The 22,892-nt window shown below is 65.0% G+C and carries 26 protein-coding genes; 14 read left to right on the top strand and 12 right to left on the bottom strand.

Going from position 1 to position 22,892, the window contains the following annotated elements:
* The first annotated feature begins 25 nt into the window (after positions 1–25).
* The 6 genes from GA0071312_RS09005 to mobA all read left to right on the top strand — a co-directional run bounded on the left by GA0071312_RS09005 (position 26) and on the right by mobA (position 6,796).
* Positions 26–1,624: an ABC transporter substrate-binding protein gene (locus GA0071312_RS09005; RefSeq protein WP_074444688.1), complete on the top strand. Its 1,599-nt coding sequence runs from the start codon at positions 26–28 to the stop codon at positions 1,622–1,624.
* 319 nt (positions 1,625–1,943) lie between these two features.
* Positions 1,944–2,921, top strand: coding sequence for an ABC transporter permease (locus GA0071312_RS09000; RefSeq protein WP_074444687.1), 978 nt, complete (start codon positions 1,944–1,946; stop codon positions 2,919–2,921).
* Between the two features lie 5 nt (positions 2,922–2,926).
* Positions 2,927–3,868, top strand: coding sequence for an ABC transporter permease (locus tag GA0071312_RS08995; protein ID WP_083204460.1), 942 nt, complete (start codon positions 2,927–2,929; stop codon positions 3,866–3,868).
* Between the two features lie 90 nt (positions 3,869–3,958).
* Positions 3,959–4,951, top strand: a complete 993-nt coding sequence (locus GA0071312_RS08990; RefSeq protein ID WP_074446037.1) for an ABC transporter ATP-binding protein — start codon at positions 3,959–3,961, stop codon at positions 4,949–4,951.
* 152 nt (positions 4,952–5,103) lie between these two features.
* Positions 5,104–6,084, top strand: coding sequence for an ABC transporter ATP-binding protein (locus GA0071312_RS08985; RefSeq protein ID WP_238947288.1), 981 nt, complete (start codon positions 5,104–5,106; stop codon positions 6,082–6,084).
* Positions 6,085–6,160: 76 nt separating this feature from the next.
* Positions 6,161–6,796 (top strand): molybdenum cofactor guanylyltransferase MobA, encoded by a 636-nt coding sequence (gene mobA / locus GA0071312_RS08980; protein ID WP_074444686.1) that lies wholly within the window; start codon positions 6,161–6,163, stop codon positions 6,794–6,796.
* Here mobA and GA0071312_RS08975 read toward each other — a convergent pair.
* Positions 6,781–7,917 (bottom strand): COX15/CtaA family protein, encoded by a 1,137-nt coding sequence (locus GA0071312_RS08975; protein WP_083204458.1) that lies wholly within the window; start codon positions 7,915–7,917, stop codon positions 6,781–6,783. The genes mobA and GA0071312_RS08975 overlap by 16 nt on opposite strands.
* Positions 7,918–8,094: 177 nt before the next feature.
* On the opposite strand from GA0071312_RS08975, the gene GA0071312_RS08970 reads away from it, so the two are divergent.
* Positions 8,095–8,310: a DUF2842 domain-containing protein gene (locus tag GA0071312_RS08970; protein WP_074444685.1), complete on the top strand. Its 216-nt coding sequence runs from the start codon at positions 8,095–8,097 to the stop codon at positions 8,308–8,310.
* 12 nt (positions 8,311–8,322) lie between these two features.
* Here the strand turns inward: GA0071312_RS08970 and GA0071312_RS08965 are convergent, their stop codons facing one another.
* The 4 genes from GA0071312_RS08965 to prfA all read right to left on the bottom strand — a co-directional run bounded on the left by GA0071312_RS08965 (position 8,323) and on the right by prfA (position 12,432).
* The gene (locus GA0071312_RS08965; protein ID WP_074444684.1) at positions 8,323–8,877 is read right to left on the bottom strand and encodes a SixA phosphatase family protein; all 555 of its coding nucleotides are present in this window, start codon (positions 8,875–8,877) and stop codon (positions 8,323–8,325) included.
* Between the two features lie 164 nt (positions 8,878–9,041).
* A complete protein-coding gene (locus GA0071312_RS08960; protein WP_074444683.1) occupies positions 9,042–9,968 on the bottom strand; it encodes a DUF4167 domain-containing protein in 927 nt (308 codons plus the stop codon).
* Between the two features lie 479 nt (positions 9,969–10,447).
* Positions 10,448–11,338, bottom strand: a complete 891-nt coding sequence (gene prmC, locus GA0071312_RS08955) for a peptide chain release factor N(5)-glutamine methyltransferase (RefSeq protein WP_074444682.1) — start codon at positions 11,336–11,338, stop codon at positions 10,448–10,450.
* Positions 11,335–12,432, bottom strand: coding sequence for a peptide chain release factor 1 (prfA, locus tag GA0071312_RS08950; protein ID WP_074444681.1), 1,098 nt, complete (start codon positions 12,430–12,432; stop codon positions 11,335–11,337). The genes prmC and prfA overlap by 4 nt, the downstream gene beginning before the upstream one ends.
* 196 nt (positions 12,433–12,628) lie before the next feature.
* Between prfA and hisC the strand changes: the two genes are divergently transcribed.
* From hisC to GA0071312_RS08930, 4 genes are all read left to right on the top strand, one after another.
* Complete coding sequence (gene hisC / locus GA0071312_RS08945) at positions 12,629–13,741, top strand: histidinol-phosphate transaminase (RefSeq protein ID WP_074446034.1); 1,113 nt, start codon at positions 12,629–12,631, stop codon at positions 13,739–13,741.
* Complete coding sequence (locus GA0071312_RS08940) at positions 13,734–14,681, top strand: prephenate/arogenate dehydrogenase family protein (RefSeq protein ID WP_074444680.1); 948 nt, start codon at positions 13,734–13,736, stop codon at positions 14,679–14,681. The genes hisC and GA0071312_RS08940 overlap by 8 nt, the downstream gene beginning before the upstream one ends.
* Before the next feature lie 77 nt (positions 14,682–14,758).
* On the top strand, positions 14,759–15,190 hold the full coding sequence (locus GA0071312_RS08935; RefSeq protein ID WP_131817759.1) for a hypothetical protein: 432 nt from the start codon (positions 14,759–14,761) through the stop codon (positions 15,188–15,190).
* A gap of 18 nt (positions 15,191–15,208) precedes the next feature.
* On the top strand, positions 15,209–16,000 hold the full coding sequence (locus tag GA0071312_RS08930) for a hypothetical protein (protein WP_131817758.1): 792 nt from the start codon (positions 15,209–15,211) through the stop codon (positions 15,998–16,000).
* Here GA0071312_RS08930 and lipB read toward each other — a convergent pair.
* On the bottom strand, positions 15,975–16,688 hold the full coding sequence (gene lipB / locus GA0071312_RS08925; RefSeq protein WP_074444677.1) for a lipoyl(octanoyl) transferase LipB: 714 nt from the start codon (positions 16,686–16,688) through the stop codon (positions 15,975–15,977). The genes GA0071312_RS08930 and lipB overlap by 26 nt on opposite strands.
* A gap of 117 nt (positions 16,689–16,805) precedes the next feature.
* On the opposite strand from lipB, the gene GA0071312_RS08920 reads away from it, so the two are divergent.
* On the top strand, positions 16,806–17,120 hold the full coding sequence (locus GA0071312_RS08920; protein ID WP_074444676.1) for a FliM/FliN family flagellar motor switch protein: 315 nt from the start codon (positions 16,806–16,808) through the stop codon (positions 17,118–17,120).
* A gap of 25 nt (positions 17,121–17,145) precedes the next feature.
* Here the strand turns inward: GA0071312_RS08920 and flgI are convergent, their stop codons facing one another.
* From flgI to flgB, 6 genes are all read right to left on the bottom strand, one after another.
* Complete coding sequence (flgI, locus tag GA0071312_RS08915) at positions 17,146–18,258, bottom strand: flagellar basal body P-ring protein FlgI (RefSeq protein ID WP_074444675.1); 1,113 nt, start codon at positions 18,256–18,258, stop codon at positions 17,146–17,148.
* Positions 18,259–18,332: 74 nt separating this feature from the next.
* Positions 18,333–18,839: a flagellar basal body P-ring formation chaperone FlgA gene (flgA, locus tag GA0071312_RS08910; protein WP_083204456.1), complete on the bottom strand. Its 507-nt coding sequence runs from the start codon at positions 18,837–18,839 to the stop codon at positions 18,333–18,335.
* Positions 18,840–18,876: 37 nt separating this feature from the next.
* Positions 18,877–19,665, bottom strand: a complete 789-nt coding sequence (gene flgG, locus GA0071312_RS08905) for a flagellar basal-body rod protein FlgG (RefSeq protein WP_074444674.1) — start codon at positions 19,663–19,665, stop codon at positions 18,877–18,879.
* Between the two features lie 13 nt (positions 19,666–19,678).
* The gene (fliE, locus tag GA0071312_RS08900; RefSeq protein ID WP_074444673.1) at positions 19,679–20,008 is read right to left on the bottom strand and encodes a flagellar hook-basal body complex protein FliE; all 330 of its coding nucleotides are present in this window, start codon (positions 20,006–20,008) and stop codon (positions 19,679–19,681) included.
* Positions 20,009–20,010: 2 nt separating this feature from the next.
* Positions 20,011–20,427: a flagellar basal body rod protein FlgC gene (gene flgC / locus GA0071312_RS08895; protein ID WP_074444672.1), complete on the bottom strand. Its 417-nt coding sequence runs from the start codon at positions 20,425–20,427 to the stop codon at positions 20,011–20,013.
* A gap of 4 nt (positions 20,428–20,431) precedes the next feature.
* Complete coding sequence (gene flgB, locus GA0071312_RS08890) at positions 20,432–20,809, bottom strand: flagellar basal body rod protein FlgB (protein WP_074444671.1); 378 nt, start codon at positions 20,807–20,809, stop codon at positions 20,432–20,434.
* Positions 20,810–20,942: 133 nt separating this feature from the next.
* Between flgB and GA0071312_RS08885 the strand changes: the two genes are divergently transcribed.
* Together GA0071312_RS08885 and mdh are read left to right on the top strand one after the other, a co-directional pair.
* Positions 20,943–21,584: a TetR/AcrR family transcriptional regulator gene (locus GA0071312_RS08885; RefSeq protein ID WP_083204455.1), complete on the top strand. Its 642-nt coding sequence runs from the start codon at positions 20,943–20,945 to the stop codon at positions 21,582–21,584.
* Between the two features lie 313 nt (positions 21,585–21,897).
* Positions 21,898–22,863, top strand: a complete 966-nt coding sequence (gene mdh, locus GA0071312_RS08880) for a malate dehydrogenase (protein ID WP_074444670.1) — start codon at positions 21,898–21,900, stop codon at positions 22,861–22,863.
* Positions 22,864–22,892: the final 29 nt, after the last annotated feature.

Genomic DNA, 22,892 nt, shown 5'->3' with positions numbered 1-22,892 from the left:
CGTCCCGATCCAGAGGAGAATCGTCATGAAGCACGGCATTGCAAGATTGGCCCTGCCGCTGGCCCTGTTGGCCGCGGCGCCCGCGACAGCCGCCGATCTGCGGATCGGTCTGAGTTCGGAGCCGTCCTCGATGGACCCGCATTTCCACAATCTGGGGCCGAACAACGCGCTGCGTCAGCACATTTTCCAGTCGCTGACCTATTCCGACGAGAACATGCTGATCCAGCCTTCGCTGGCCACGGCATGGGAAGCGACGACCGACACGACCTGGGAATTCACCCTGCGTGACGACGTGAGCTTCTCCAATGGCGATGCATTCTCGGCCGAGGATGTGATCTATTCGATCTGCCGCGTGCCGATGGTCGAGGGCTCGCCCTCCTCCTTCACCAGCTTCGTGCGCGACATCGTCGGCGTGGAGGTCGACGGTTCGACCATCACCTTCACCACGGACGGCCCGTCGCCGCTTTTGCCGACCAACATGTCCTCGGTGGCGATGCTCAACGCCTCGGTCTATGGCGGCGAGGGCGTGGAATTCTCCGCCGATGGCTGCGCCAATATGGGCGATCTGCCGGCTTCGACGGATTTCTCGAGCCCCGAGACGGCGATCGGTACCGGCCCCTACACGCTGGAGAACTTCGTGCCGGGCGACCGTATCGAACTCACCCGCAACGCCGATTACTGGGACGGCACGCCGAGCTGGGACAACGTCACCCTGCGCCCGATCGCCAATCCGGGTGCCCGCGTCGCGGCGCTGCTCGCCGGTGACGTGGACGTCATCGAGACGCCGCCGATCCAGGATTTCGACACCATCCGCGAGGCCGGTTTCCAGATCGACCAGGGCCTGTCGAACCGTGTCATCTATCTGCACATGGATAGCGGCGAAGACGTGCCCCCGGGCGTGTCGGGTACCGATGGCGTCAATCCGTTTGCCGATGTGCGCGTGCGCGAGGCCATCTCCAAGGCGATCAACCGCGACGCCATCGTCGAGCGCGTGATGGGCGGCGTGGCCGTGCCGGCGGGCGAGCTTCTGCCTTATCCGCTGTTTGGTACCCGCGAAGACGCCGAGCCGGACGTGTATGATCCCGAGCGTTCGGCCGAGCTCCTGGAAGAGGCCGGCTTCGGTGACGGTTTCGAGATCACGCTCTCGTCTCCCAACGACCGCTACATCAACGACGAGCGCGTGGCCCAGGCCGTGGCGCAGTTCCTGTCGCGGATCGGCATTCGCACGGGTGTCGATGCAATGACGGCCTCGACCTTCTTCTCCAGCCGCAACAACCAGGAATTCGGCATGTGGCTGGCCGGCTGGGGGGCGGCTTCGGGTGAGATGGCCAACTCGCTCACGGCGCTGGTCGCGACCCGCGATCCCGATACCGGCATGGGTTCGACCAACCGGCAGCGTTATTCCAACCCCGCCATCGACGCGCTCGTCATGGAAGCCCGCCGCACCGTCGACGACGATGCCCGCGAGGAAATCCTGCAACGCGCCTCGATCATGGCAATGGAAGACTACGCCACCGTGCCGCTGCACTTCGAGGTCACCCCCTGGGCCTTCGCAGAAGGTCTGGAACTCACGCCCCGCGTCGACCAGTACACCATCGCCATGATGGTCCGCCCCGCCGAGTGAGGACGGGAATCGGTATGCGGGCGGTGCTTCGGCATCGCCCGCATCGCATCTGCCGAAAGCTCACGCGCCGCCACCCTTCTGCACGCCGGGATTTTCGTAACGGCTCGAGACACAATCCAGGGAAAGTCGTTGCATGCGCACAATTCAAGGCATGCCGGATTTTTTTGCGGATTCCCTTGCGGATTCCCTTGCAAAACCCTGCGAAAGGCGGTTTCTCCACGGCTCATTGATTTGAGCGCGCCGCAGTGCTCTTCTTGCCAAGTACATCCTTACGCAGGGTCGTACACGGCAACTTTCCCTCTAACGTGAGACAGCCGCCATGCTGGTTTATCTCATTCGTCGTATCGGCCAGTCCGCACTGGTTGTGGCCGTCATGGCCACACTGGTTTTCCTGGCCGTCTACGCCGTCGGCGATCCGGTGGCGATCCTGGCCAATCCGGATGCGGATGAGCAGGAGATCCAGGCGATCACCGCGCGGCTGGGCCTTGATCGCCCGCTCTGGGAGCAGTTCGGCGTGTTCATCTGGAACGCGCTCCAGGGCGATCTCGGAAGCTCGTTCGTCTATGCGCAGCCCGCCGTCGACGTGATCCTCCAGCGCTTCCCCGCGACGATGGAACTGGCGCTGGTGGCGCTGATCCTCTCGATCCTGCTCGGTGTGCCGCTGGGCGTCATTGCCGGCCTCAAGCCCGAATCGCTGCTCGGTCGTTCGATCATGACGACTTCGATCTTCGGCTTCTCACTGCCGAATTTCTGGCTCGGCCTGATGCTGATCCTGCTCTTTGCCGTGCAGCTGCGCTGGCTGCCGGCGAGCGGACGCGGGGAGACCGTCGAGATTTTCGGCTTGCAGCTTTCGATGTTCACATGGGACGGGCTGCGCCATCTCTTCCTTCCAGCGTTGACGCTCTCGCTCTACAAGGCCTCGCTGGTGATCCGCATCGCCCAGGCCGGCACGCGGGAGGTGATGCTGCAGGATTACGTGCGCTTCGCCCGCGCCAAGGGCCTGTCGCGCAACCGCATCGTCTTCGTGCACGTGCTCAAGAACATGATGATCCCGGTGGTCACGGTGCTCGGCCTCGAGCTCGGCTCGATGATCGCCTTCGCCGTGGTGACGGAGACGGTCTTCGCCTATCCCGGCATGGGCAAGCTGCTGATCGATTCGATCAACCGCCTCGATCGCCCGGTGATCGTGGCCTATCTGATGCTGACCGTCGTCGTCTTCGTCATCATCAATCTCGTCGTCGATCTGCTCTATGCAGCGATCGATCCCCGCGTGCGCCTGACCGAATCGAAGGGCTGACCGTCATGACCGATACGATCGAAAAGGCCGTCACGCAGCCATCTGCCACGAACCCGCCACGTCCCGTCGAGCAGGGCGAGAGCCTGCTGCGCCGGCATGTCGCTGCTTTCTTCGAGAGCATGACGGCGACGATCGGGCTGGTGGTTCTGGTGATCCTCGTCGTCGCCGCCTTCACCGCACCGCTCTGGGCCCCGCAGAATCCCTATGATCTGGCGACCCTGTCGATCATGGACAACATGCTGCCCCCCGGCGAGCGGCTCGATACCGGCATGCTCGCCATTCTCGGAACGGATGACCAGGGCCGCGACATGTTCTCCGCCGTCCTCTACGGCATGCAGATCTCGCTGACGGTCGGCGCTTCCTCGGTGCTGATCGCCGCCATCATCGGCGCATCGGTGGGCGTCTTCGCCGCCTATATGGGCGGGCGCACCGAGAGCTTCCTGATGCGCGTCGTCGATCTCCAGCTCTCCTTTCCCGCGATCCTGGTGGCACTCGTGCTGCTCGCCGTGTTCGGGCGGGGCGTCGACAAGGTGATCATCGCACTGATCATCGTGCAATGGGCCTATTATGCGCGCACCGTGCGCGGCTCGGCCCTGGTGGAGAAGCGCCGCGAATACATCGAAGCCGCGCGCTGCCTGTCGCTGCCCGCGCGCCGGCTCGTCTTCAAGCACCTTCTGCCAAACTGCCTGCCGCCGCTGATCGTCGTGGCGACGGTGCAGGTCGCCAATGCCATCGCGCTGGAAGCGACACTGTCCTTCCTCGGGGTCGGCGTGCCGGTCACCGAGCCCTCACTCGGCATGCTGATCGCCAATGGTTACGGCTATCTGCTTTCGGGAACCTACTGGATCTCCACCTTCCCCGGTGTGGCGCTGGTGATCCTGATCGTGGCGATCAACCTCGTCGGTGACCGCTTGCGCGATGTGCTCAATCCCAGGCTCTCGCGCTAGCACAGGGCCGGCGCACAGTCTGCGCCGGTCGCGCTCGCAGATATGACCGCTCCCCGCTGGAGCATTGCAGATGAAAAGGGACGTATGGCGATGAGCAAGGCCGTCCTCGATGTCAAAGACCTGTCGGTCACGTTCCGCACCCGCGAGGGGCTGGTCACGGCCGTCAATGATATCAGCTTTACCGTGAGCGCCGGCGAGGTTCTGGGGCTCGTCGGCGAATCCGGCTCGGGCAAATCCGTCACCGGCCTCGCCGTGCTCGGCCTGATCGATCCGCCCGGCCAGATCAGTCCGCGCTCCTCCATCACGGTGAACGGGCGCGAGCTCGTCGGCCTGCCGGAAGAGCAGTTGCGGCGTGTGCGCGGCAAGGATGTCGCGATGATCTTTCAGGATCCGATGACAACGCTCAACCCCGTGCTGCGCATCGATACGCAGATGATCGAAGCCATCCGTGCCCATGAGAAGATCTCCGAGAAGGCCGCGCGGGAACGGGCGCGTCGGGCGCTGGAGAAAGTCGGCATCCCCTCCGCCGACGAGCGTCTCAAGGCCTATCCGGGTCAGTTTTCCGGCGGCATGCGCCAGCGTGTGGCCATCGCGACCGCGCTGCTCAACCGCCCGACCGTGCTGGTCGCCGACGAGCCGACCACGGCGCTCGATGTCACCATCCAGGCGCAGATCCTTTCCGAGGTGCAGGATCTGTGCGCCGAGACCGGAACGGCGCTCGTCTGGATCACGCATGACCTTTCCGTCGTGGCCGGCCTCGCCGACCGCGTTGCGGTGATGTATGCTGGGCGGATCGTCGAGGAGGGGCCGGTCGGCTCCGTGCTCGAAGCGCCGATTCATCCCTATGCCGCCGGGCTGATCGGCTCCGTTCCCAGTCGCAACAAGCGCGGCGAACCGCTCGCACAGATCCGCGGCATGACGCCCTCACTGGGCAATCTGCCGCAGGGCTGCCCCTTCGCGCCGCGCTGCGATCATGCCACCGAGATCTGTCAAACGACCATGCCGGAAGCCACGCCCTATGAGGGCGGACGCGCCGCGCGCTGCCATCATCCGCTGTCGTCGCCGACGCCTGCGGCCGCTTGAGACACACGGCGAGGACATTCGTCATGACTACACAAGCCGACAACAATCCGGTCAAGGCCGGGACCGCCGCCAGCCCCGGGATCGCCCCGGGCGCGTCTGCGCCGATTCTCGAACTCGGCCAGGTCCACAAACGCTTCGTGCGCAGCCTCGACATGGCGGAGAAGATCGCCAATCTGTTCGGGGCCGGCCTCGAGGATCAGGTGGTCCGCGCCGTCGATGACGTGAATCTGAGCGTCGCCAAAGGCGAGGTCGTCGGGCTCGTGGGCGAATCGGGCTGCGGCAAATCCACCCTCGGCCGGGTCATCGCCGGCATTCTCGAGGCGAGTGCAGGCACCGTGAAATATCACGGCAAGGAAGTCAGCAAGATGGTCGGGACCGAGCGCCGTGCCACGGATCTCGCCATCCAGATGATCTTTCAGGATCCGATGGCATCGCTCAATCCGCGCATGCGCGTGGTGGACATCATCGGCGAGGCGCCGGTCGTGCACGGCATCATCCGCCGCAACGAGATCGACGGCTATGTCTCGGAGGTGATGCGCAAGGTCGGGCTCGATCCGGCGACCCGCATGCGCTATCCGCACCAGTTTTCCGGCGGCCAGAGGGCGCGTATCGGTATTGCGCGGGCACTCGCGGTCAACCCGAAAGTGCTGGTCTGCGACGAATCCACCGCCGCCCTCGACGTCTCGATCCAGGCGCAGGTGCTGAACCTGTTCATGGATCTGCGGCGCGAGCTCGACCTGACCTATGTCTTCGTCAGCCATGATCTCGGCGTGGTCGAGCACATTTCCGACCGCGTGGCGGTGATGTATCTCGGGCGCATCGTCGAGCTCGCGGGGACCGATGCGATCTTCGAACGCCCCAACCATCCCTATACGCGCGCCTTGCTCGACGAGGTTCCCCGCCTCGATGCGAAGAAGAAACACTTCACCGCGCTCAAGGGAGAAATTCCCTCGCCACTGACGCCACCGCCCGGCTGTCATTTCCATCCCCGCTGCCCCTTCGCCTTCGACCGCTGCCGTCAGGAGCGCCCCGCCCTCAAGGATGTGGGCAAGGGCCGGCTCTCGGCCTGCCACCTCAACGACACGCCCGAAGGCAATCCGCTGATGCGGGAGAATGCCCCCGCCGTCGGCTGAATCGCGTAACCCCCTCGTCAAGGCCCGACACCGCGCCTATCCTGCTCCCGGGCGGCAACAGGCAACCGGAGACATCATGAGCGCGAACGCGCATCCGCAAACCATCGGCGTCCTGCTCGCAGGCGGCCTCGCGCGGCGCATGGGTGGCGGGGACAAGCCTTTGCGCGAGATCGGCGGGCGCAGCATCCTCGCCCGCGTGATCGAGCGGATGAGGCCGCAATGCGGCGCGCTGATCCTCAACGCCAATGGCGATCCACAGCGCTTCGGCTTCACCGGGCTCCCGGTCGTGGCCGACGATATCCCCGATTTCGCCGGCCCGCTGGCCGGCATCCTCGCCGCGCTCGATCATGTGGCAGCGCAGCACCCCGAAATCGCGTACGTGGCTTCGGTCGCCGCCGATACGCCATTCCTGCCGCGCGATTACGTTTCACGGCTGCATGCGGCGCGCGAAGCAGCCGGGGTGCCGCTTGCCTGTGCCGAGAGCGATGGGCGTACGCATCCCGTGAATGGCTTGTGGAGCGTGGCTCTGCGCGCCGATCTGCGCCATGCGCTCGTCGTGGAGGATATGCGCAAGATCGACCGCTGGACGGCGCGCCACGGCGTCGCCCATGCGGCCTGGCCGGTCACGCCGGTGGATCCGTTCTTCAACGCCAACAGCCCCGAGGATATCGACGAGGCCGAGGCGCTGATCGCCCGTCACGGCGAGATCTGAGCCCCGCCCACGGGCAGCGGCTGACCGGTATCGACGCGGCGCCGCGCCGGTGCGGCATCGCGGGCGATGCGGGCATGCACGACCGCCATGGCCAGAAGCAGCATCGCAAACACCTGATGCGCCAGCCCTGCCCAGAGCGGCACCGCGAGCAGCAGCGTGACGATCCCGAGCACCACCTGCGCCAGAACCAGCCCGGCCATGATCCGGGCATGGCGCAGATGCACCGTCCCCGGTGCCAGCCGCCCCACGCGCCAGGCGTGCCAGAGCGCGTAGCCGACGAGCAGATAGGCCACCATGCGGTGGTTGAACTGGATCGTCGCGACAGTATCGAAAATGTTGGCGTACCAGGGCGAGAGCGGGAAAAGCACCGCCATCGACGGAATGAAGACGCCGTCCATCAGCGGCCAGGTATTGTAGGTCCAGCCAGCCCGCGATCCGGCGACCAGAGCGCCGAGTGCCGTCTGGAATAGAATCACGCCCACAAGCCCGTAAGCGCCGAGCGCGACCGCGCGCGGCGTCGGCTCGACCCTGCCGGAGCGCAGGCCGGTCGCGATCCAGGTCAGCGCGACGAGGATGATGCTGGCCAGCATCAGATGCGTCATCAGCTTGATCGGCGCCACTGCGATCATCCCCTCTTCCAGCCCGGAAGCGACCATGATCCAGCCGACGAAGGCCTGCATGCCGCCGAGCGCGCCGATCGCGATCAGCGTCAGCGCGAAGCCGGTGGTGATGCGGCTCCTGAGCCAGAACCAGATCAGCGGCAGGAAGAAGACGAAGCCAAGTGCGCGCCCGAGCTGGCGATGCCCCCATTCCCACCAATAGATCACCTGGAACTCCGCCAGCGACATGCCCTGATTGAGCAGGCGATACTGGTCGATCTGGCGATAACGCTCGAATTCGGCCAGCCATGCGGCTTCCGACAAGGGCGGGATCGCGCCGGTCACGGGCGCCCATTCGGTGATGGACAGGCCCGATCCGGTGAGCCGGGTGGCGCCACCGACGGTCACCATGGCGAGAACGAAACCCACCAGCGTCCAGATCCAGGCGCGCACGGCCCTGTCCGGCAAGAATGCCGGCCCCTGGACGAATGCCGGTCCCGGGAAGAACCCCCGGTCACGCATGTTTTCGCCTGCTGAATCTCCTGCCGCCATCTGCCCTCTCCAAACCCGGTTCGCCGGCGCCGGCGCCCTTGATAAGCTGATCACCCGGTACACATAGAGTTTTCATCGCGAAGCTGCTAGGCACAGCTTCGCCGCACCCGCTCGCGGTTCGATCCGAACAGGCCGGACAGATCATTCATGACGCAACGTACCCGCAAATTCATCGGCACGATCGCCATCATCACCTTCGTCATGCTCTATGGCCCCGTGGCCATGGCGATCGCGGAAAGCCGCATCATGGCTGCGCCGCAGGTCATCCAGGTGATCTCCTACGCCGCGTTGGGCCTGGCCTGGATCATCCCGATCATGCCGGTAATCCGCTGGATGCAGCGTCCCGATCCGGACAATATCTGACCGAAACCGGCCTCAGCCGTCTCCCATGCCGGTATCGAGGCCTGCGTCAAGGCCTTTGGGCGTGACGAAACGGTCGAGCCGCGCCTCACGCTGCGATACGTCGCGCCAGCTCTCGATGTCGAAATCGAGCACGGTGAGGCCGGCGGTGGGATATTTCTGGGTCAGGCGCGAAAAGGCATAACGGTCGCCGAAGCCGGTGAGCAGCCGGGCGAGTTCCTGCGTACCGGGATTGTGGCCGACCATCAGAAGCGTGCGCACCGCATCGTCGGTCTCGCGTACGGCCTGCAACAGCAGTTCGGGCGGCGCCTCATAGATCCGCCGGTCCACCCGTATCGGCGGCTCTTCACCGGCTTGTTCGCGAAGCGCCTGCACCACGAGATCGAAAGTCTCGCGGGTGCGGCTGGCCGGCGAGACGATGGCGAGGTCCGGCAGCAGCCCCTCATCGGCCAGATAACGTCCCATACGCGGCGCTGCCTCGCGCCCGCGCGGATTGAGCGGGCGATCGAGATCGTCGAGACCGGCGGGCCAGTCGGATTTGGCGTGGCGGAGCAGGATCAGGCGTTTCATGGGGAAAGCTTAGCTGACGCGGATGGCGAACGAAAGCACCTGACGGCGGGAAGCGTCGCACAGGGCATCGGCCATGTTCCGGCTACGCGCCCGTGCGAACAGAGCGCGCAGCGTCCAATCAGCCCGCACGGGACGGATCCGCCGGGGGCGACTGCGCGGACGCCTTATTCCGCTGCGGTCTTGTCGGAGGCGCCATCGCCGGAACCGCCGTCATTTGCACCCGCATCAGCCGAAGCAGCCTTGCGCGGCGATTTCCGTGCTGCGGCTGCGGGCTTTTTCACCGGTGCCTCCTCGCCGGACTCGCCGCCCTCCGTCGCAGCCTTGCGGGTGGTGCGCCGGGTCGTCGTCGCGGCGCGACGTCGCTTGGGCTTTTCGTCGCCGGCATCGTTGTCATGGACGGCATCCGCTTCCGGTTCCGGAGGGCGACTCACGGGTTTCATCAGAAAATCGGGCAGAGCGGGCTGCTCGACTTCGTCGGAACGCCGCGGGGCGGGACGACGGCGACCGCGGACGGGCCGTTCGCCCGCATCCTCGCCGGCAACCGGAGCATCCTGCACGGCGCGGGCCTGCCCGGCCTCATCACGCGAATCCGCCTCTCTGTCGTCGCTACCACGGTTGTCCTGCTGGTTGCGACCGAAGCGCTCGCGGCGATCCCCGCGCCCGCGCGGCTGGAAACCGCGATCAGGCTGGCGTTCAGCGCGCGGATCGAAGCTCGGCGGCTGCGGCTGCTGACCGGGATCGACCTCTTCCGGCTGAACCCGCTGAGGCTGACTGCTGCGGTCGGGCTGGGCGTAACCATGCGTGTAGCCGTTCGAATCGTCATCATCGTCATCATCGTCGTCGGAGCGACCGTTGCCGTATTGCTGACGCAGGTTCTCCTGTGCCCCGGCGATGATGCGCAGATAGTGCTCGGCATGCTGGAAATAATTTTCCGCCGCGACCGGGTCCCCGCTGGCCTGCGCATCACGCGCGAGCTGGCCGTATTTGTCGGCGATGTGCTGGGCGGTGCCGCGCACCTTCACATCCGGTCCGTTCGACTCGTAGCTGCGTGTCAGCGGATTGGGGCCCTTGCTACGGCTGCGTCCGCGCATGCGTCTGTTCTGTCCTGGTCTCATCGATTCACTTCGACCTTCATCTCTTGCGATGCCACACTCTCGCGACGCCGGCATGCCGGATCCGGTATGCCGTGCACGCCCGTATTCGCGTGAAAGTTCACTGTTTCGTGCAAATCCATCGAACCGTGCCAGTGCAACATCACGTGCGAGAGAAAAACGCCGGACGGGATTCCCACCATCGTCCGAGCGAACATCCGTCATCCGGCGGCTTCGACCGGGATAGGCTCCGGACGACCATCTGGTATGTCGGGTTCCTTGTGCCGCCGGGTGAGCCACCTTGCTGCGGCGAGAAAACGCGAGCCCTGCCCCACGGGGCCCGATGCATCGGCCATCCAGTGCCGGGCTCATCACGTTTCGCCTTGCAAACTAACCGCTCGACCCGCATACGCCAAGCATTATTTGCATGATTTTCCCACTATTTCGTAAACTTTTGATTGTGTCGACCAATTTATGGTTCAGACGGGACGGGTGAAAGCCTGGGCACGGAGCACACCGCCGAGATCCCTTTCGCTCCCCGCAAAGACCAGTCCGACTGATTCGGCGATCCCGCGCACAGCCCTCTCCTGATCATGACCATGTTCGAGAACGAGGGCAGCGCCCGGGCGCAGGATCTGCATCGCGGCGCGACATATCGACGGGTAAGGCCCGAGCCCGTCATCCCCGCCATCCAGAGCCTTGTGCGGATCGAAGCCCGACACCTCCCTGGCGAGCCCGGCAATCTCGGCGGAGGGAATGTAGGGCGGGTTGGACACGATCAGGTCAAAACCCCCTCCCCCGTCCGGCGTCGCCAGCGCGAAGGGCGCCGCCCAATCGGCCTGGATGAAGGCGGCGCGATCAGCCAGACCGAGGGCGCGGGCATTGGCGCGGGCCGTCACGAGCGCCGCATGCGCGCAGTCACTGCCGACACCGAAGGCGTCCGGGCTTTCGGACAGGAGCGCGAGCAGGATGCAGCCGCTACCGGTGCCGAGATCGAGAAAACGCTTCTTTCGCGCGTCCGGGGTCGCCTGGCGCAGGGCAAGTTCGACGAGCGCTTCCGTATCGGGACGCGGCTCCAGCGTGTCGGGGGTGAGGGCGAAGCGCAGCCCCCGGAATTCGCGATATCCCAGAATGCGCCAGACCGGCTCCCCCGCCGCCCGCCGCGCGATCCAGGCCCCGAGTCGCGCCGCCGCAACGGCATCGATCGGCGCCTGCGGATCGCGGGCGAGGGCCGTGGCATCGCAGCCGGTGGCTTCCATGAGCAGGATGCGCGCATCGAGCGCCGGATCCTCGATACCGGGGACCGAAAGCGCCGCCCGGGCCGCGCGCAGCGCCTGCGCCATCCCGGTCCCCGGTGCGATGGCCATCATAGCCCGGCCTCGGCCAGAAGCGCAGCCTGATGCTCGGCGATCAGCGCGTCGAGGATTTCGCCGAGCGCCTCACCGGAGAGGATTTCGGGCAGCTTGTAGAGCGTGAGGCCGATGCGGTGATCGGTGACGCGCCCCTGCGGGAAATTGTAGGTGCGGATGCGCTCCGAACGATCGCCGGAGCCGACCTGGGAGCGCCGATCCGCCGCCCGCTCGGATTCGCGCGCGCTGCGCTCACGGTCGAACAGGCGCGCGCGCAGGATCTCCATGGCGCGGGCCTTGTTCTTGTGCTGGGAACGCTCGGCCTGGACAACGACGCTGATTCCGGTCGGCTCATGCGTGATCCGCACCGCCGATTCCGTTCGGTTGACATGCTGCCCGCCCGCGCCGCCGGCGCGCATCGTATCGATCCGCAACTCACGCTCATCCAGCGCGAAATCAACCTCCTCCGCCTCCGGAAGGACCGCCACGGTGGCAGCCGAAGTGTGGATGCGCCCGCCCGCTTCCGTATCGGGAACGCGCTGCACCCGATGCACGCCGCTTTCGAATTTCAGCCGCGCGAAGACGCCGCGCCCGGAAATCTGGGCGATGATTTCCTTGTAGCCGCCGACCGTGCCCTCGCTCGCCGCGATCACGGAGATCCGCCACCCCCGCAATTCCGCATAGCGCGCATACATGCGGTAGAGATCGCCGGCGAACAGCGAAGCTTCATCGCCGCCGGTACCGGCGCGGATTTCGAGAATGGCGCTTTTCTCGTCGGCGGCATCGCGCGGCAGCAGCAGCAGCCGCAGATTCTGCACGGCCTCGGCGAGCCGCGCGCGTGCCGCGCCGCGCTCCTCCTCGGCCAGGGCCCGCATCTCGCGATCGGTCTGCGGGTCATCGAGCAGCGCCTCGACGCCGTCGAGCTCCTCGCGGATGGCGCGGTAGGCCCTGACCGCCTCCACCACCGGTTCGAGCTCGGCGAGTTCTCGTGAAAGCCTGACGAAGGTCTCGGCATCCGGGCCGGAGGCCAGAGTCGCGGTGAGCACGGCATGCCTGTCGACGACGGCGTCGAGGCGTTCGCGTGGCAGATGGTCGTCGGGAATTGCGCTCGTCATGGTTCTCGTACCGCTCGCGCCCGTCATGACCCAAGCCGGGACACGAAGCAAGCCGCGTCGTGGCATGATACCCGCACCACCGGGACGATTTGCCCGGGTTTTCGTCAGCTTTATGCGTGAAATCCGCGGCAAGCTGCGCTAGGAAGACGCGCGCCCATCACGGCGTATCGCGCCTTGAAGCCGAAAGATGAAGACGATGACCGCACGTCCGTTACCACGCCAGGGATTGATGTCGATCGAGGCCTATGCGCCCGGCAAGAGCAAGGCGCCTCCCGGCGTGACCGTGCACAAGCTCTCCTCGAACGAGACCCCGCTCGGCCCTTCGCCGAAGGCGCTCGCGGCGGCGGAGGCGGTGATGGGCAAGCTTGCGCTTTATCCCGATGGCGGCGCCAATGCCCTGCGCGACGCCATCGCCCACAAATTCGGCCTCGATCCCGCCCGCATCGTCTGCGGCAACGGCTCGGACGAATTGCTGGCCATGGTCACCAATGCCTACATGAATCCGGGCGACGAGGGCATCTATTGCACCCACGGCTTCCTCGTCTACCGTATCGCCATCCTGGCGGCGGGCGGCGTGCCGGTGATCGCGCCGGAACAGGATTTCACCGCCGATGTCGATGCCATTCTGGCGGCGGTGACACCGCGCACCAAGATCGTCTACCTGGCCAATCCCAACAATCCGACGGGTACCTATCTGCCCTTCGACGAGATCAAGCGCCTGCATGCGGGCCTGCCGCCGCAGGTCCTGCTCGTGCTCGACGCGGCTTATGCGGAATATGTGCGTCGCAACGATTACGCTGCCGGGCTCGAACTGGTCATGACCAGCGAGAACGTGGTGATGACGCGCACCTTCTCCAAGATCCACGGGCTCGCCGCCCTGCGTCTGGGCTGGATGGTGGCGCCGGAGCATGTCGTCGATATCGTCAACCGCATCCGCCCGCCCTTCAACGTCAACGCCGCCGCTCTCGCCGCCGGCGCTGCGGCCATTGCCGATGACGGGCATGTCGCGCAGGCCGTGTCGCATAACGACACCTGGCTGGAGATCCTCACCCGCGACCTCGCCCGGCTCGGCCTCACCGTGACGCCGAGCGTGGCGAATTTCCTGCTGGTGCATTTCCCCGACATGCCGGGGCGCACCGCGCGCGAGGCCGATGAATATCTCACCGCGCGCGGGCTGATCCTGCGCCGCATGGAAGGTTACGGCCTGCCGCATGCGCTGCGGCTGTCGATCGGCACGGAGGAAGCCAATCGGCTGGTGATCAACGCGCTGACGGAATTCATGCACGCGGAGGCGCCTGTCCATGCCTGAACGTCTCGGCGACCCGCTCGAAACACCGCTCTTCGAGCGCGTGGCGATCATCGGGATCGGCCTGATCGGCTCCTCGATCGCCCATGCCGTGCGCCAGAAGAACCTCGCCGGCAGCATCGTGGCGATCGACCGTGACACGGAAGTGGCCGCGCGGGTCGATGCGCTCGGCCTCGCCGATGCGATCTTCAGCGATGTGGCCGAGGGCGTGAAGGGCTGCGATCTCGTCATCCTCTGCGTGCCCGTCGGCGCCTGCGGGCCGGTTGCGAAACAGATGGCGGCCAGCCTGCGCGAGGGCGTGATCGTCACCGATGTCGGCTCGGTCAAGGGCGCGGTGGTGGCAAGCATGGAGCCGCATCTGCCGGCGCATGCGCATTTCATCCCCGGCCACCCGGTCGCCGGCACCGAGCAATCCGGCCCGGATGCCGGCTTTGCGACGCTCTTCCATGAGCGCTGGTGCATCCTGACGCCGGCCTATGGCGTCGATCCGGCCGCGGTCGCGCGGTTGCAGGAATTCTGGGAAGGCATGGGCGCGCGCATCGAGTTCATGAGCGCGCCGCATCACGATCTGGTGCTCGCCATCACCAGCCACGTGCCGCATCTGATCGCCTACAACATCGTCGGCACGGCGGCGGATCTCGAGCAGGTGACGCAGTCGGAGGTGATCAAGTTCTCCGCCGGCGGTTTCCGTGACTTCACCCGCATCGCGGCCTCCGATCCGACCATGTGGCGCGACGTCTTCCTCAACAACAAGGAAGCCGTGCTGGAGATGATCTCGCGCTTCAACGAAGACCTCGCCGCGCTTGCCCGCGCCATCCGCTGGGATGACGGCGACGCGCTCTACGACCTGTTCTCCCGCACCCGCTCCATCCGCCGCTCGATCATCGATCTCGGCCAGGAGACGGACGCCCCGGATTTCGGGAGGCGGCCAGGGAAGGATTAGAGAGGCGTATTTTCTAGAAAATTCAATTATAAATAGCTATACTCAAGCCGATGCGATTCGGACATGGATGGCGAGTGGTGGCTGGATTATCAGATGCCTTCGGAGAGGTAATCAACCGGTTGGTCGACAGGGCATTGCCAAAGGAAGATCGCGATACAATTCCGAAAACATTCCAAGAGCGGATGGGCTTCGCCTTCGCCGGCGGGTTGTTCATTACCTTGATCATCGTATTCGGATACGGTCACGGTTTTGCACCGGTCGGATCGCCTGCAGCAGCGACGGGTGTCGTTCCACTGTTCGTTGGAGCAGAATCATATTTCGGCCTGTTCCGCTCGGAGAGCGGCTCGATAATTCTCTGTGCGTTCATCGTCATCATTTTGACGGCTTTGGTTGTTTATAGCTACGTCATCGCTCGAAGCCTGACGAGACGCGGCCCACTGACACTCTTGATTGCAGGAAGCGCGTTGCCCATATTGATGCTGAGCTTGGGGAAGATCGCTTTGAGTTGACTTGGAGGCCGTTGGAAAATGGGTATCGCGACATTGATGCCGGTCACCCAAAATTGCACAACACCGCTATCGCGCGCGGGGTTGGTATTCGCTCTTGCCATTGCTTGCAACGCGCCTGCACATGCCTCGGACAACTTCCAGTCCTCAAATGATGGAATTCTTTGGTATATGCCGCGCGAGCATGTCCAGTTGAGCAAACCGTCCGAGAATTTGGCCCTGGAGGCGGCGCTCTACACTGCCGGTCTGGGCACCAAGCCGGATGCTCCACTTCATTTTTATCGGTTGCCGTTGGTTGATCTCGAACAAGCCGACGAAGCGACCGTCAAAGAGATAACCCGTTTCATCGACGGTGTTTCTCGCTCGCATCGAGTCGCGCGCATCGAACTTCTGGATCTGATCGCCCCTGTTTCACTGGAGTCGGCGGCGGCGACCGATGACGCAGAACCGCTGGGGGGTGCCCCGGGAAGTCTCTTCTTTACCCAAGCGCATGACTTTGGGCGACGTTCCTGGGATCTTGCGTGGAAAGGGATGACGGAAGCGCGCATTCGCAATGCAGAGATCGACGTGAATGAAATTTATGGCGCACTCGTTCGGCAGCTCGTTGACGAGGGGGTAATCGAAGCACCGCCTGCGGCCGCAAACGAGGAAGATCAGCGCTACATGCTGATCGGCCTTAATCTCCCGCTTCGTGGTTTCGAGAATGCACTCGTCGGAGAAGCGGTTCTGCGCGAAACACCCGGCATTGTCCCAACATCGAGCGTCGGACCCAAACCGGCCCACCCCCTCAATTCGCCTGCACTGACAGAGTAGCCCCGAAAATCTCTTCGCATTGCGCGCGCATGACCGCGTCGACCTCCGGCATCGTCACCGGGTAGCCGAGATCGACGAGGCTGGTGACGCCGTGTTCGGTGATGCCGCAGGGGACGATGCCGGTGAAATGATCGAGATCGGGTTCGACGTTCAGGCTCACGCCGTGGAAACTGACCCAGCGGCGCACGCGGATGCCGATCGCGGCGATCTTGTCCTCGACGCTCGGGCCCTTGTCGGGGCGGCGCACCCAGACACCGACGCGATCCTCGCGGCGCTCGCCGCGAATGTTGAACCGGGCCAGCGTCCCGATCAGCCAGGCTTCCAGCGCCGAGACGTATCGGCGCAGATCCGGCGTGCGGCGGTTCAGATCGAGCATGACATAGGCCACGCGCTGGCCGGGCCCGTGATAGGTATATTGCCCGCCCCGCCCCGAGGCGTAGACCGGAAAGCGCTCGCGCGCGACGAGATCGCTCTCGCGGGCGGAGGTGCCCGCTGTGTAGAGTGGCGGATGCTCCAGCAGCCAGATGCATTCGCGCGCCTCACCGGCAGCGATTCGCGCCGCACGCGCCTCCATCGCCGTAACCGCCTGCTGGTAATCGACGAGCCCCTCGCTCACCACCCAGTCGATCGGGGGCGAGCCTGCTTGCGGCAGGAAGGAAGCGGCGGCATCGGCGCGCGTGTTAACCAATGGTTCACCCTGTTCTGATCAGGTTGGACTTGCCTGAGCGCTTCTAGTTAAGGCACGCGGCAGGGAACGTCCACAAGGGACGTCCATCGCCGGAAGCAGGAAACGGGTGGGGTAGACGTGCCGAGTATCGATGGTCTCAATGTTGATCTCAAGGTCGTGCTGGGTCGCCGGCAGATGCCGGTACACATGCTGTTGCGCATGGGGCGCGGTGCCGTGATCGAGCTGGACCAGAGCGATGACGACAAGGTCGAGATCCTCGCCAATGATCACCCGATCGCGCGCGGCCACATCATCGTGACCGGCACACGCATCCAGGTCGAGATCACCGAGATCATCCCCAAGCCGACTCTGGTGCGCGACAAGGGCGTGACCATCGGCGATGGCGCCGTCGCGGCCCAGGCGGCGATGGAAACGCCGCCTGAGCAGAGCTGAAGCGGCGCCGTAATGCCTCACGGCATCACTGAACCACAAGATCCGCCTGAAGCGCACCTGCCGTCTTGATCGCCTGCAGGATGGCGATGATGCCCATCGGCTTGAGCCCGATCTGGTTGAGCCCGCGCACCAGCGTCTGCAGATCGGCACCGCCGATGATGGCGAGCTGACCGCCCTCCTCCTGCGCCTCGATTTCGGTATCGGGCAGCACGACCGTCTCACCGAGACTCAGCGGGTTGGGCTGATCGGCGAAGGGGCGCTCGGTAATGCGCACCGAGATATTGCCATGGGTGACGGCAACGGTGGAAATCTGCACGTTCTGGCCGATCACGACCGTACCGGTCCCCTCGTCGATCACCACCCGCGCCGGGGTATCCGGCGTGATCGCGAGTTCACCGATCTCGGCGAGAAAGCGCATCGGGCTGATCCGCTCGGGCTGGCGCACGAAAACCGTGCGGAAATCACGCTCCACCGCAGTACGCTCACCCCAGCGGGCCAGCGAATAGTCATTGATCGCGTCGGCGATGGAAACGGCGGTGCGAAAATCCGGGTTGCGCAATTCGAGGAGCAGGCTGCGCATGTCGCGGAACTGGTCGGGCAGTTCGCGCTCGATCAGCGCGCCGTTGGCGATGCGCCCGGCGGTCGGCACACCCTGCGCAACCAGCGCGGCATCCCCCGCCGCCTCGAATCCGGAGACGGAGACGGCGCCTTGTGCCACGGCATAGACCTGCCCGTCGCCGCCCATCAGCGGCGTGACCACCAGCGTACCACCGTTGAGTGCACGAGCATCGCCCAGCGATCCGACGGAGACGTCGATGCGCGCACCGCGACCGGCAAAGGGCGGCAGATTGGCCGTGACGACGACCGCCGCGACATTGCGCGCGCGCAGTGTGTTATCGACATTGATGCCCATCCGGTCGAGCATCGAGCGCAGGGATTGCTCGGTAAAGGGCGAGTTGCGCATTGTGTCGCCGGTGCCGGGCAGGCCGATCACGAGGCCGTAGCCGACAAGCTGGTTGTCGCGCATGCCCTTGAGCGTGGTCACGTCCTTGATCCGTGTCCCGTCCCGCTGCACCTGGTCGGCGGCGACGGCGAGCGGATCGCCGAGCGCGAGCACCAGACCGGCGACGAGCAGCATCGCGCACCGCCGCAAGCGTTCACGGGCGGGCGCTGCGCAGGCTGCGCGAAGTACGGCAAATCGTTCATGCATTCTCATTCTCCGACCCGCAACGTGCCGTCGGGCTGGACCGTGCCGACGATGGTGACGCCGCTGTCGAGATTGCGCGCACGCACCCGCTCGCCGGCGGAACCCGCCTCCAGTGCCGAAGCGATGCCGATGATCGTCATCCCCGCCTCGGCGAAGACGACCTGGACCGAACGCCCGCGTTCGACGAGACGCGGCTCTTCGATCGCATTGCGCGGCACGAGTTGACCGGGAAGCAGCGTCCGGCGCGCGACCTTGCCGATCAGCGCGGGAGGATCGGCAACGGCAGGGGCGCGATCGAGCACATGGGCGGAGAATTCGCGCATTTCGATGACACCCTCCTTGATGGTCTCGCCGGGATAGACGGTGATGGTGGTCACCGGCATGGCCCGGCTGCCGCCGTTCTGGGCCAGCGCGGCGGAACTGCCCGCCAGGGCGAGCAGGAGGGTCGTGAGCACGGCACCGGCACCTGTCCTGCGCAGCCCGGTTGCGGCCTGACGACACGCACGGATCATCGCTCAGCTCCTCGATTCATGGTCCCGATCGCGCGCATCAGCGGATACCCTTGGAGACCGTGCCGGCCATGTCGTCGGCAGCCTGGATAACCTTGGAATTCATCTCGTAGGCGCGCTGGGCCGAGATCAGTTCGGTGATTTCCTTCACCGGATCGACGTTGGAGCTCTCCAGATAGCCCTGATGAAGACTGCCATAGCCGGGATCGCCCGGCGCGCCGATCACGGGCTGGCCGGAGGCGACGGTCTCGCGATAGAGGTTGCTGCCCAGCGGCTCGAGGCCGGTCTCGTTGGCGAAATTGGCGAGTGTCAACTGGCCGAGCTCTTCGAGCTGCATCTGACCGCCGATCTGGGCGAAGACCTGGCCCGACTCGTTGACGACAACGTCCACCGTATTCTCCGGCACCACGATGGCCGGTTCCACGAGATAGCCCTCGATGGTGACGAGCTGGCCTTCGGCATTGGTGTTGAAGGCGCCGGCGCGGGCGTAGAGAATCTCGCCTTCCGGCCCCTGAACCTGGAACCAGCCCTGGCCGTTGATGGCGAGGTCGAGCTTGTTGGCGGTGTTGGTCAATGCGCCCTGCATATGCAGGTTGCGGATGGCCGCCGCCTTCACACCGAGCCCGATCTGGGCGCCTTCCGGGACGGCCGCCTGGCCGCCGCGCATCGGCACACCCTGGAGCTTCTCCGCCTGGTAGAGCAGATCGGTGAACTCGGCGCGGGCGCGCTTGAAGCCGGTGGTGTTGATATTGGCGATGTTGTTGGCGATGACTTCGACGTTCATCTGCTGGGCGTTCATGCCCGTGGCGGCGATGGCGAGGGCGCGCATGGTCCGATCCTCCTCAGATCTGCATCCGGCTGATTTCCTGGTAGGCCTGCACGACCTTGTCGCGCACCGCGATCGCGGTGTTGAGCGTCTGCTCCGCACTCATCACCGCCTCGACGACCTGCTGCACCGAGGCCTGACCCTGCAGCCCCTGGAGCGACGTCGCTTCGGCGGCCTGAATCCGGCTCACGCCGTCGCGCGCGACCTGAGACAGGACCTGCGAGAAATCGGTACGCTGGGGCTGCTGGGTGAAACCCGTAAGCGCGGTGGCGGCCTTGCGTTCGACCCCGGAGGTCGGTGCGGCGAGCCCGGCGGCGCCGGGAAGGCTGGCGAGGGCGTCGATCATGATCAGTTCCTCAACAGGTCGATGGTGGCGTTGACCATCGAGCGGGCTTTCTTGACGATCTGGAGATTGGCTTCATAGGAGCGGTTGGCTTCGCGCAGATCGGCCATTTCCATCAGCATGTTGACGTTCGGCTTCTTCACGTTGCCGTTTTCGTCGGCTGCGGGGTGGCCGGGATCGTGCTCGATGCGAAACGGCGAGCGGTCCGTGCCGACATTGCGGATACCGACCAGTTCCGCGCCGACGAGGCGATCCATCTCGCTCTTGAAGCTGATGGTCTTGCGCCGGAACGGGTCAGCGCCGGGGGTGGAGCCGGTCGATTCGGCATTGGCGAGGTTCTCGGAAATGATTTGCAGGCGTTTGGACTGCGTCTGCAATCCGGAGCCGGCAATGCGCGAAATCGCGGCGAGCGGATCCATCATCGCCTTATCCTTTCACGGTTGTCATGAGCATGCGGTGGAACGACTTGACGATGCTGGTGGAAAGCGAATGTTCCCGCGCCGCGCTGCTGGATTTCATCAGTTCCTGCTCGATGCTGACGCTGTTGCCGGAATGGGTGATGGTCCAGGAATCCGCCTTGTCGGTGCGCGTCTGGCGGGCGCGGCCATCGCGTTCGAGATGCGACGGGCTGGTCGCCGCCATCTGCAGGCGGGTATGATCCATCACCTCGCGAAAGGGCTGCACATCCTTGGCGCGATAGTCCGGCGTGTCGACATTCGCGACGTTCTCGGCGATCGTGGCCTGGCGCACCGACAGCCATTCGCTACGCCGCGACGCCAGAGAAAACAGGTGTATCGCTTCCACGGAAAGGCCTCCCGGTTTCGATCTGACCGGAGACTAGGTGCGCTGGCTTGCGTCAGGCTTGAGCGCAAAGCCCGTCGCGGCAGAAGGCGCGCCCGGGATTGGCCTGCGGGCGCCGGCGCGCTAAGGAGAGATCATGAGCCCGCTTGCCACACCGCTCGCCAATCCTGCCGGCCCGGCCACACGGCGCGTTTCGCCGGAGACGCGTCTGCTGCAGGTCGCGGCAGAGCATCTGGGCCGATTCGGCGCCCGCCGGCTCACCGTGGTCGGCGTCGCGGAAGAAGCGGGGATGACGCATGCCAACGTCTACCGCTACTTTCCGTCCAAGGCCGAATTGATCGATGCCGTCGCCGGTCAATGGCTCAAGGAGGTCGAGGCCTCGCTCAGCGACATTGCCGACAGTCCCGATCCCGCCGACGACAAGCTGGAGCGCTTCGTCCTCGCCATTGCCCGGCAATACCGCGAATGCGCCGAGCGCAACGCCCATGTCTTCGACGTCTATGTGGCGGCGGTGGAGCATTCGCGCGACATTGCCCGCAAGCACCGCACCCGGCAGCTGCGATTGCTCGAGCGGGTGATCGACGAGGGCGTCACCACGGAAGTGTTCAACCCGCGTGACCGCGACCGGGCGATCGCCTTCGTGATTGATGCCGTGCAGCGATTCGTCAATCCGGCCATGGTGCGCATCGATGTGCGCGTGCCGCGCGCGGTGCTCGACGAGCGCCTCAACGTCATGCTGCGGGTGGTTCTGCGCAGCCTCGCGGTGGGTCAGGTGTGAACCGGACTATAAGAATGACAAAAATCGTCATTTGTCTCATTTTTCCGTAAAACCTCGGACGCGCCCTGCAAGCCCCCTGTAACCGCACCGCGCATGTGCGGTAAGTCGCTTTGAAAAAGGCGTTTTTGCGCATGGTCGATTGGCAATTACCCCAGACTCCGGCGGCGGATGCCGCGCCGATACCGGAACTGTTAGGGGTTTCAACGCCTTGAACCCCGGCAATGAATGAGTCAAAGAGGCCCGCACCGGAGCAGGCGGCGATGATGTGCGTCCGGCTCCCCGAACAGGTCAACACAACGAGGTTCATGTCCTCATGGCACGCAAGAAAATCGCGCTCATCGGTTCCGGCCAGATCGGCGGCACCCTGGCTCATCTGGTCGGCTTGAAGGAACTGGGCGACGTCGTCCTGTTCGACATCGCCGAAGGTATCCCGCAGGGCAAGGGCCTCGACATCGCGGAATCCGCGCCGGTCGACGGTTTCGACGCCAGATACAAGGGCGCGCAGGAATATGCCGACATCGCGGGCGCAGACGTGGTCATCGTCACCGCCGGCGTGCCACGCAAGCCGGGCATGAGCCGTGACGATCTCATCGAGATCAATCTCAAGGTCATGCAGGCCGTCGGCGAGGGCATCAGGACCTACGCCCCCGACGCCTTCGTGATCTGCATCACCAACCCGCTCGACGCCATGGTCTGGGCGCTGCAGAAGTTCTCCGGGCTTCCCGCCAACAAGATCGTCGGCATGGCCGGCGTGCTCGATTCGGCGCGCTTCCGCCACTTCCTCGCCGATGAATTCGGCGTCTCGGTGCAGGATGTCACGGCCTTCGTGCTCGGCGGCCATGGCGACGACATGGTGCCGCTGGTGCGCTATTCGACGGTGGCGGGCATCCCGCTCCCCGATCTGGTCAAGATGGGCTGGACCACGCAGGAGAAGCTCGACGCCATGGTCGAGCGCACCCGCAAGGGCGGCGGCGAGATCGTCAACCTGCTCAAGACCGGCTCGGCCTTCTACGCGCCGGCTGCTTCCGCCATCGCCATGGCGGAGAGCTATCTCAAGGATAAAAAGCGCGTCCTGCCCTGCGCGGCGCATCTCACCGGTCAATACGGTGTCGACGGCCTGTTCGTCGGCGTGCCGATCGTGATCGGCGAGAATGGTGTGGAGCGCATCGTCGAGGTGGAATTCGCCGCCGACGAGAAAGCCATGTTCGAGAAGTCGGTGGCCTCCGTCACCGGCCTCGTCGATGCCTGCAAGAAGATCAATCCCGAACTTGCGAAGTGATCTTTGCGGAATGCAGCGCGGCGCCCCGG

Source organism: Saliniramus fredricksonii (assembly GCF_900094735.1).
In the GTDB taxonomy this organism is placed as follows: domain Bacteria; phylum Pseudomonadota; class Alphaproteobacteria; order Rhizobiales; family Beijerinckiaceae; genus Saliniramus; species Saliniramus fredricksonii.
The sequence above is the reverse complement of the archived record's forward strand: the minus strand, read 5'-3'. Positions and strand labels throughout refer to the sequence as shown.

Bases quoted from the DNA above. Each gene is read 5' to 3' on its own strand.
- GA0071312_RS09005 (WP_074444688.1), top strand. From the start codon at position 26: ATGAAGCACGGCATTGCAAGATTGGCCCTGCCGCTGGCCCTGTTGGCC.
- GA0071312_RS09000 (WP_074444687.1), top strand. From the start codon at position 1,944: ATGCTGGTTTATCTCATTCGTCGTATCGGCCAGTCCGCACTGGTTGTG.
- GA0071312_RS08995 (WP_083204460.1), top strand. From the start codon at position 2,927: ATGACCGATACGATCGAAAAGGCCGTCACGCAGCCATCTGCCACGAAC.
- GA0071312_RS08990 (WP_074446037.1), top strand. From the start codon at position 3,959: ATGAGCAAGGCCGTCCTCGATGTCAAAGACCTGTCGGTCACGTTCCGC.
- GA0071312_RS08985 (WP_238947288.1), top strand. From the start codon at position 5,104: ATGGCGGAGAAGATCGCCAATCTGTTCGGGGCCGGCCTCGAGGATCAG.
- mobA (WP_074444686.1), top strand. From the start codon at position 6,161: ATGAGCGCGAACGCGCATCCGCAAACCATCGGCGTCCTGCTCGCAGGC.
- GA0071312_RS08975 (WP_083204458.1), bottom strand. From the start codon at position 7,917: ATGCGTGACCGGGGGTTCTTCCCGGGACCGGCATTCGTCCAGGGGCCG.
- GA0071312_RS08970 (WP_074444685.1), top strand. From the start codon at position 8,095: ATGACGCAACGTACCCGCAAATTCATCGGCACGATCGCCATCATCACC.
- GA0071312_RS08965 (WP_074444684.1), bottom strand. From the start codon at position 8,877: ATGAAACGCCTGATCCTGCTCCGCCACGCCAAATCCGACTGGCCCGCC.
- GA0071312_RS08960 (WP_074444683.1), bottom strand. From the start codon at position 9,968: ATGCGCGGACGCAGCCGTAGCAAGGGCCCCAATCCGCTGACACGCAGC.
- prmC (WP_074444682.1), bottom strand. From the start codon at position 11,338: ATGATGGCCATCGCACCGGGGACCGGGATGGCGCAGGCGCTGCGCGCG.
- prfA (WP_074444681.1), bottom strand. From the start codon at position 12,432: ATGACGAGCGCAATTCCCGACGACCATCTGCCACGCGAACGCCTCGAC.
- hisC (WP_074446034.1), top strand. From the start codon at position 12,629: ATGACCGCACGTCCGTTACCACGCCAGGGATTGATGTCGATCGAGGCC.
- GA0071312_RS08940 (WP_074444680.1), top strand. From the start codon at position 13,734: ATGCCTGAACGTCTCGGCGACCCGCTCGAAACACCGCTCTTCGAGCGC.
- GA0071312_RS08930 (WP_131817758.1), top strand. From the start codon at position 15,209: ATGGGTATCGCGACATTGATGCCGGTCACCCAAAATTGCACAACACCG.
- flgI (WP_074444675.1), bottom strand. From the start codon at position 18,258: ATGCTGCTCGTCGCCGGTCTGGTGCTCGCGCTCGGCGATCCGCTCGCC.
- flgA (WP_083204456.1), bottom strand. From the start codon at position 18,839: ATGATCCGTGCGTGTCGTCAGGCCGCAACCGGGCTGCGCAGGACAGGT.
- flgG (WP_074444674.1), bottom strand. From the start codon at position 19,665: ATGCGCGCCCTCGCCATCGCCGCCACGGGCATGAACGCCCAGCAGATG.
- fliE (WP_074444673.1), bottom strand. From the start codon at position 20,008: ATGATCGACGCCCTCGCCAGCCTTCCCGGCGCCGCCGGGCTCGCCGCA.
- flgC (WP_074444672.1), bottom strand. From the start codon at position 20,427: ATGATGGATCCGCTCGCCGCGATTTCGCGCATTGCCGGCTCCGGATTG.
- GA0071312_RS08885 (WP_083204455.1), top strand. From the start codon at position 20,943: ATGAGCCCGCTTGCCACACCGCTCGCCAATCCTGCCGGCCCGGCCACA.
- mdh (WP_074444670.1), top strand. From the start codon at position 21,898: ATGGCACGCAAGAAAATCGCGCTCATCGGTTCCGGCCAGATCGGCGGC.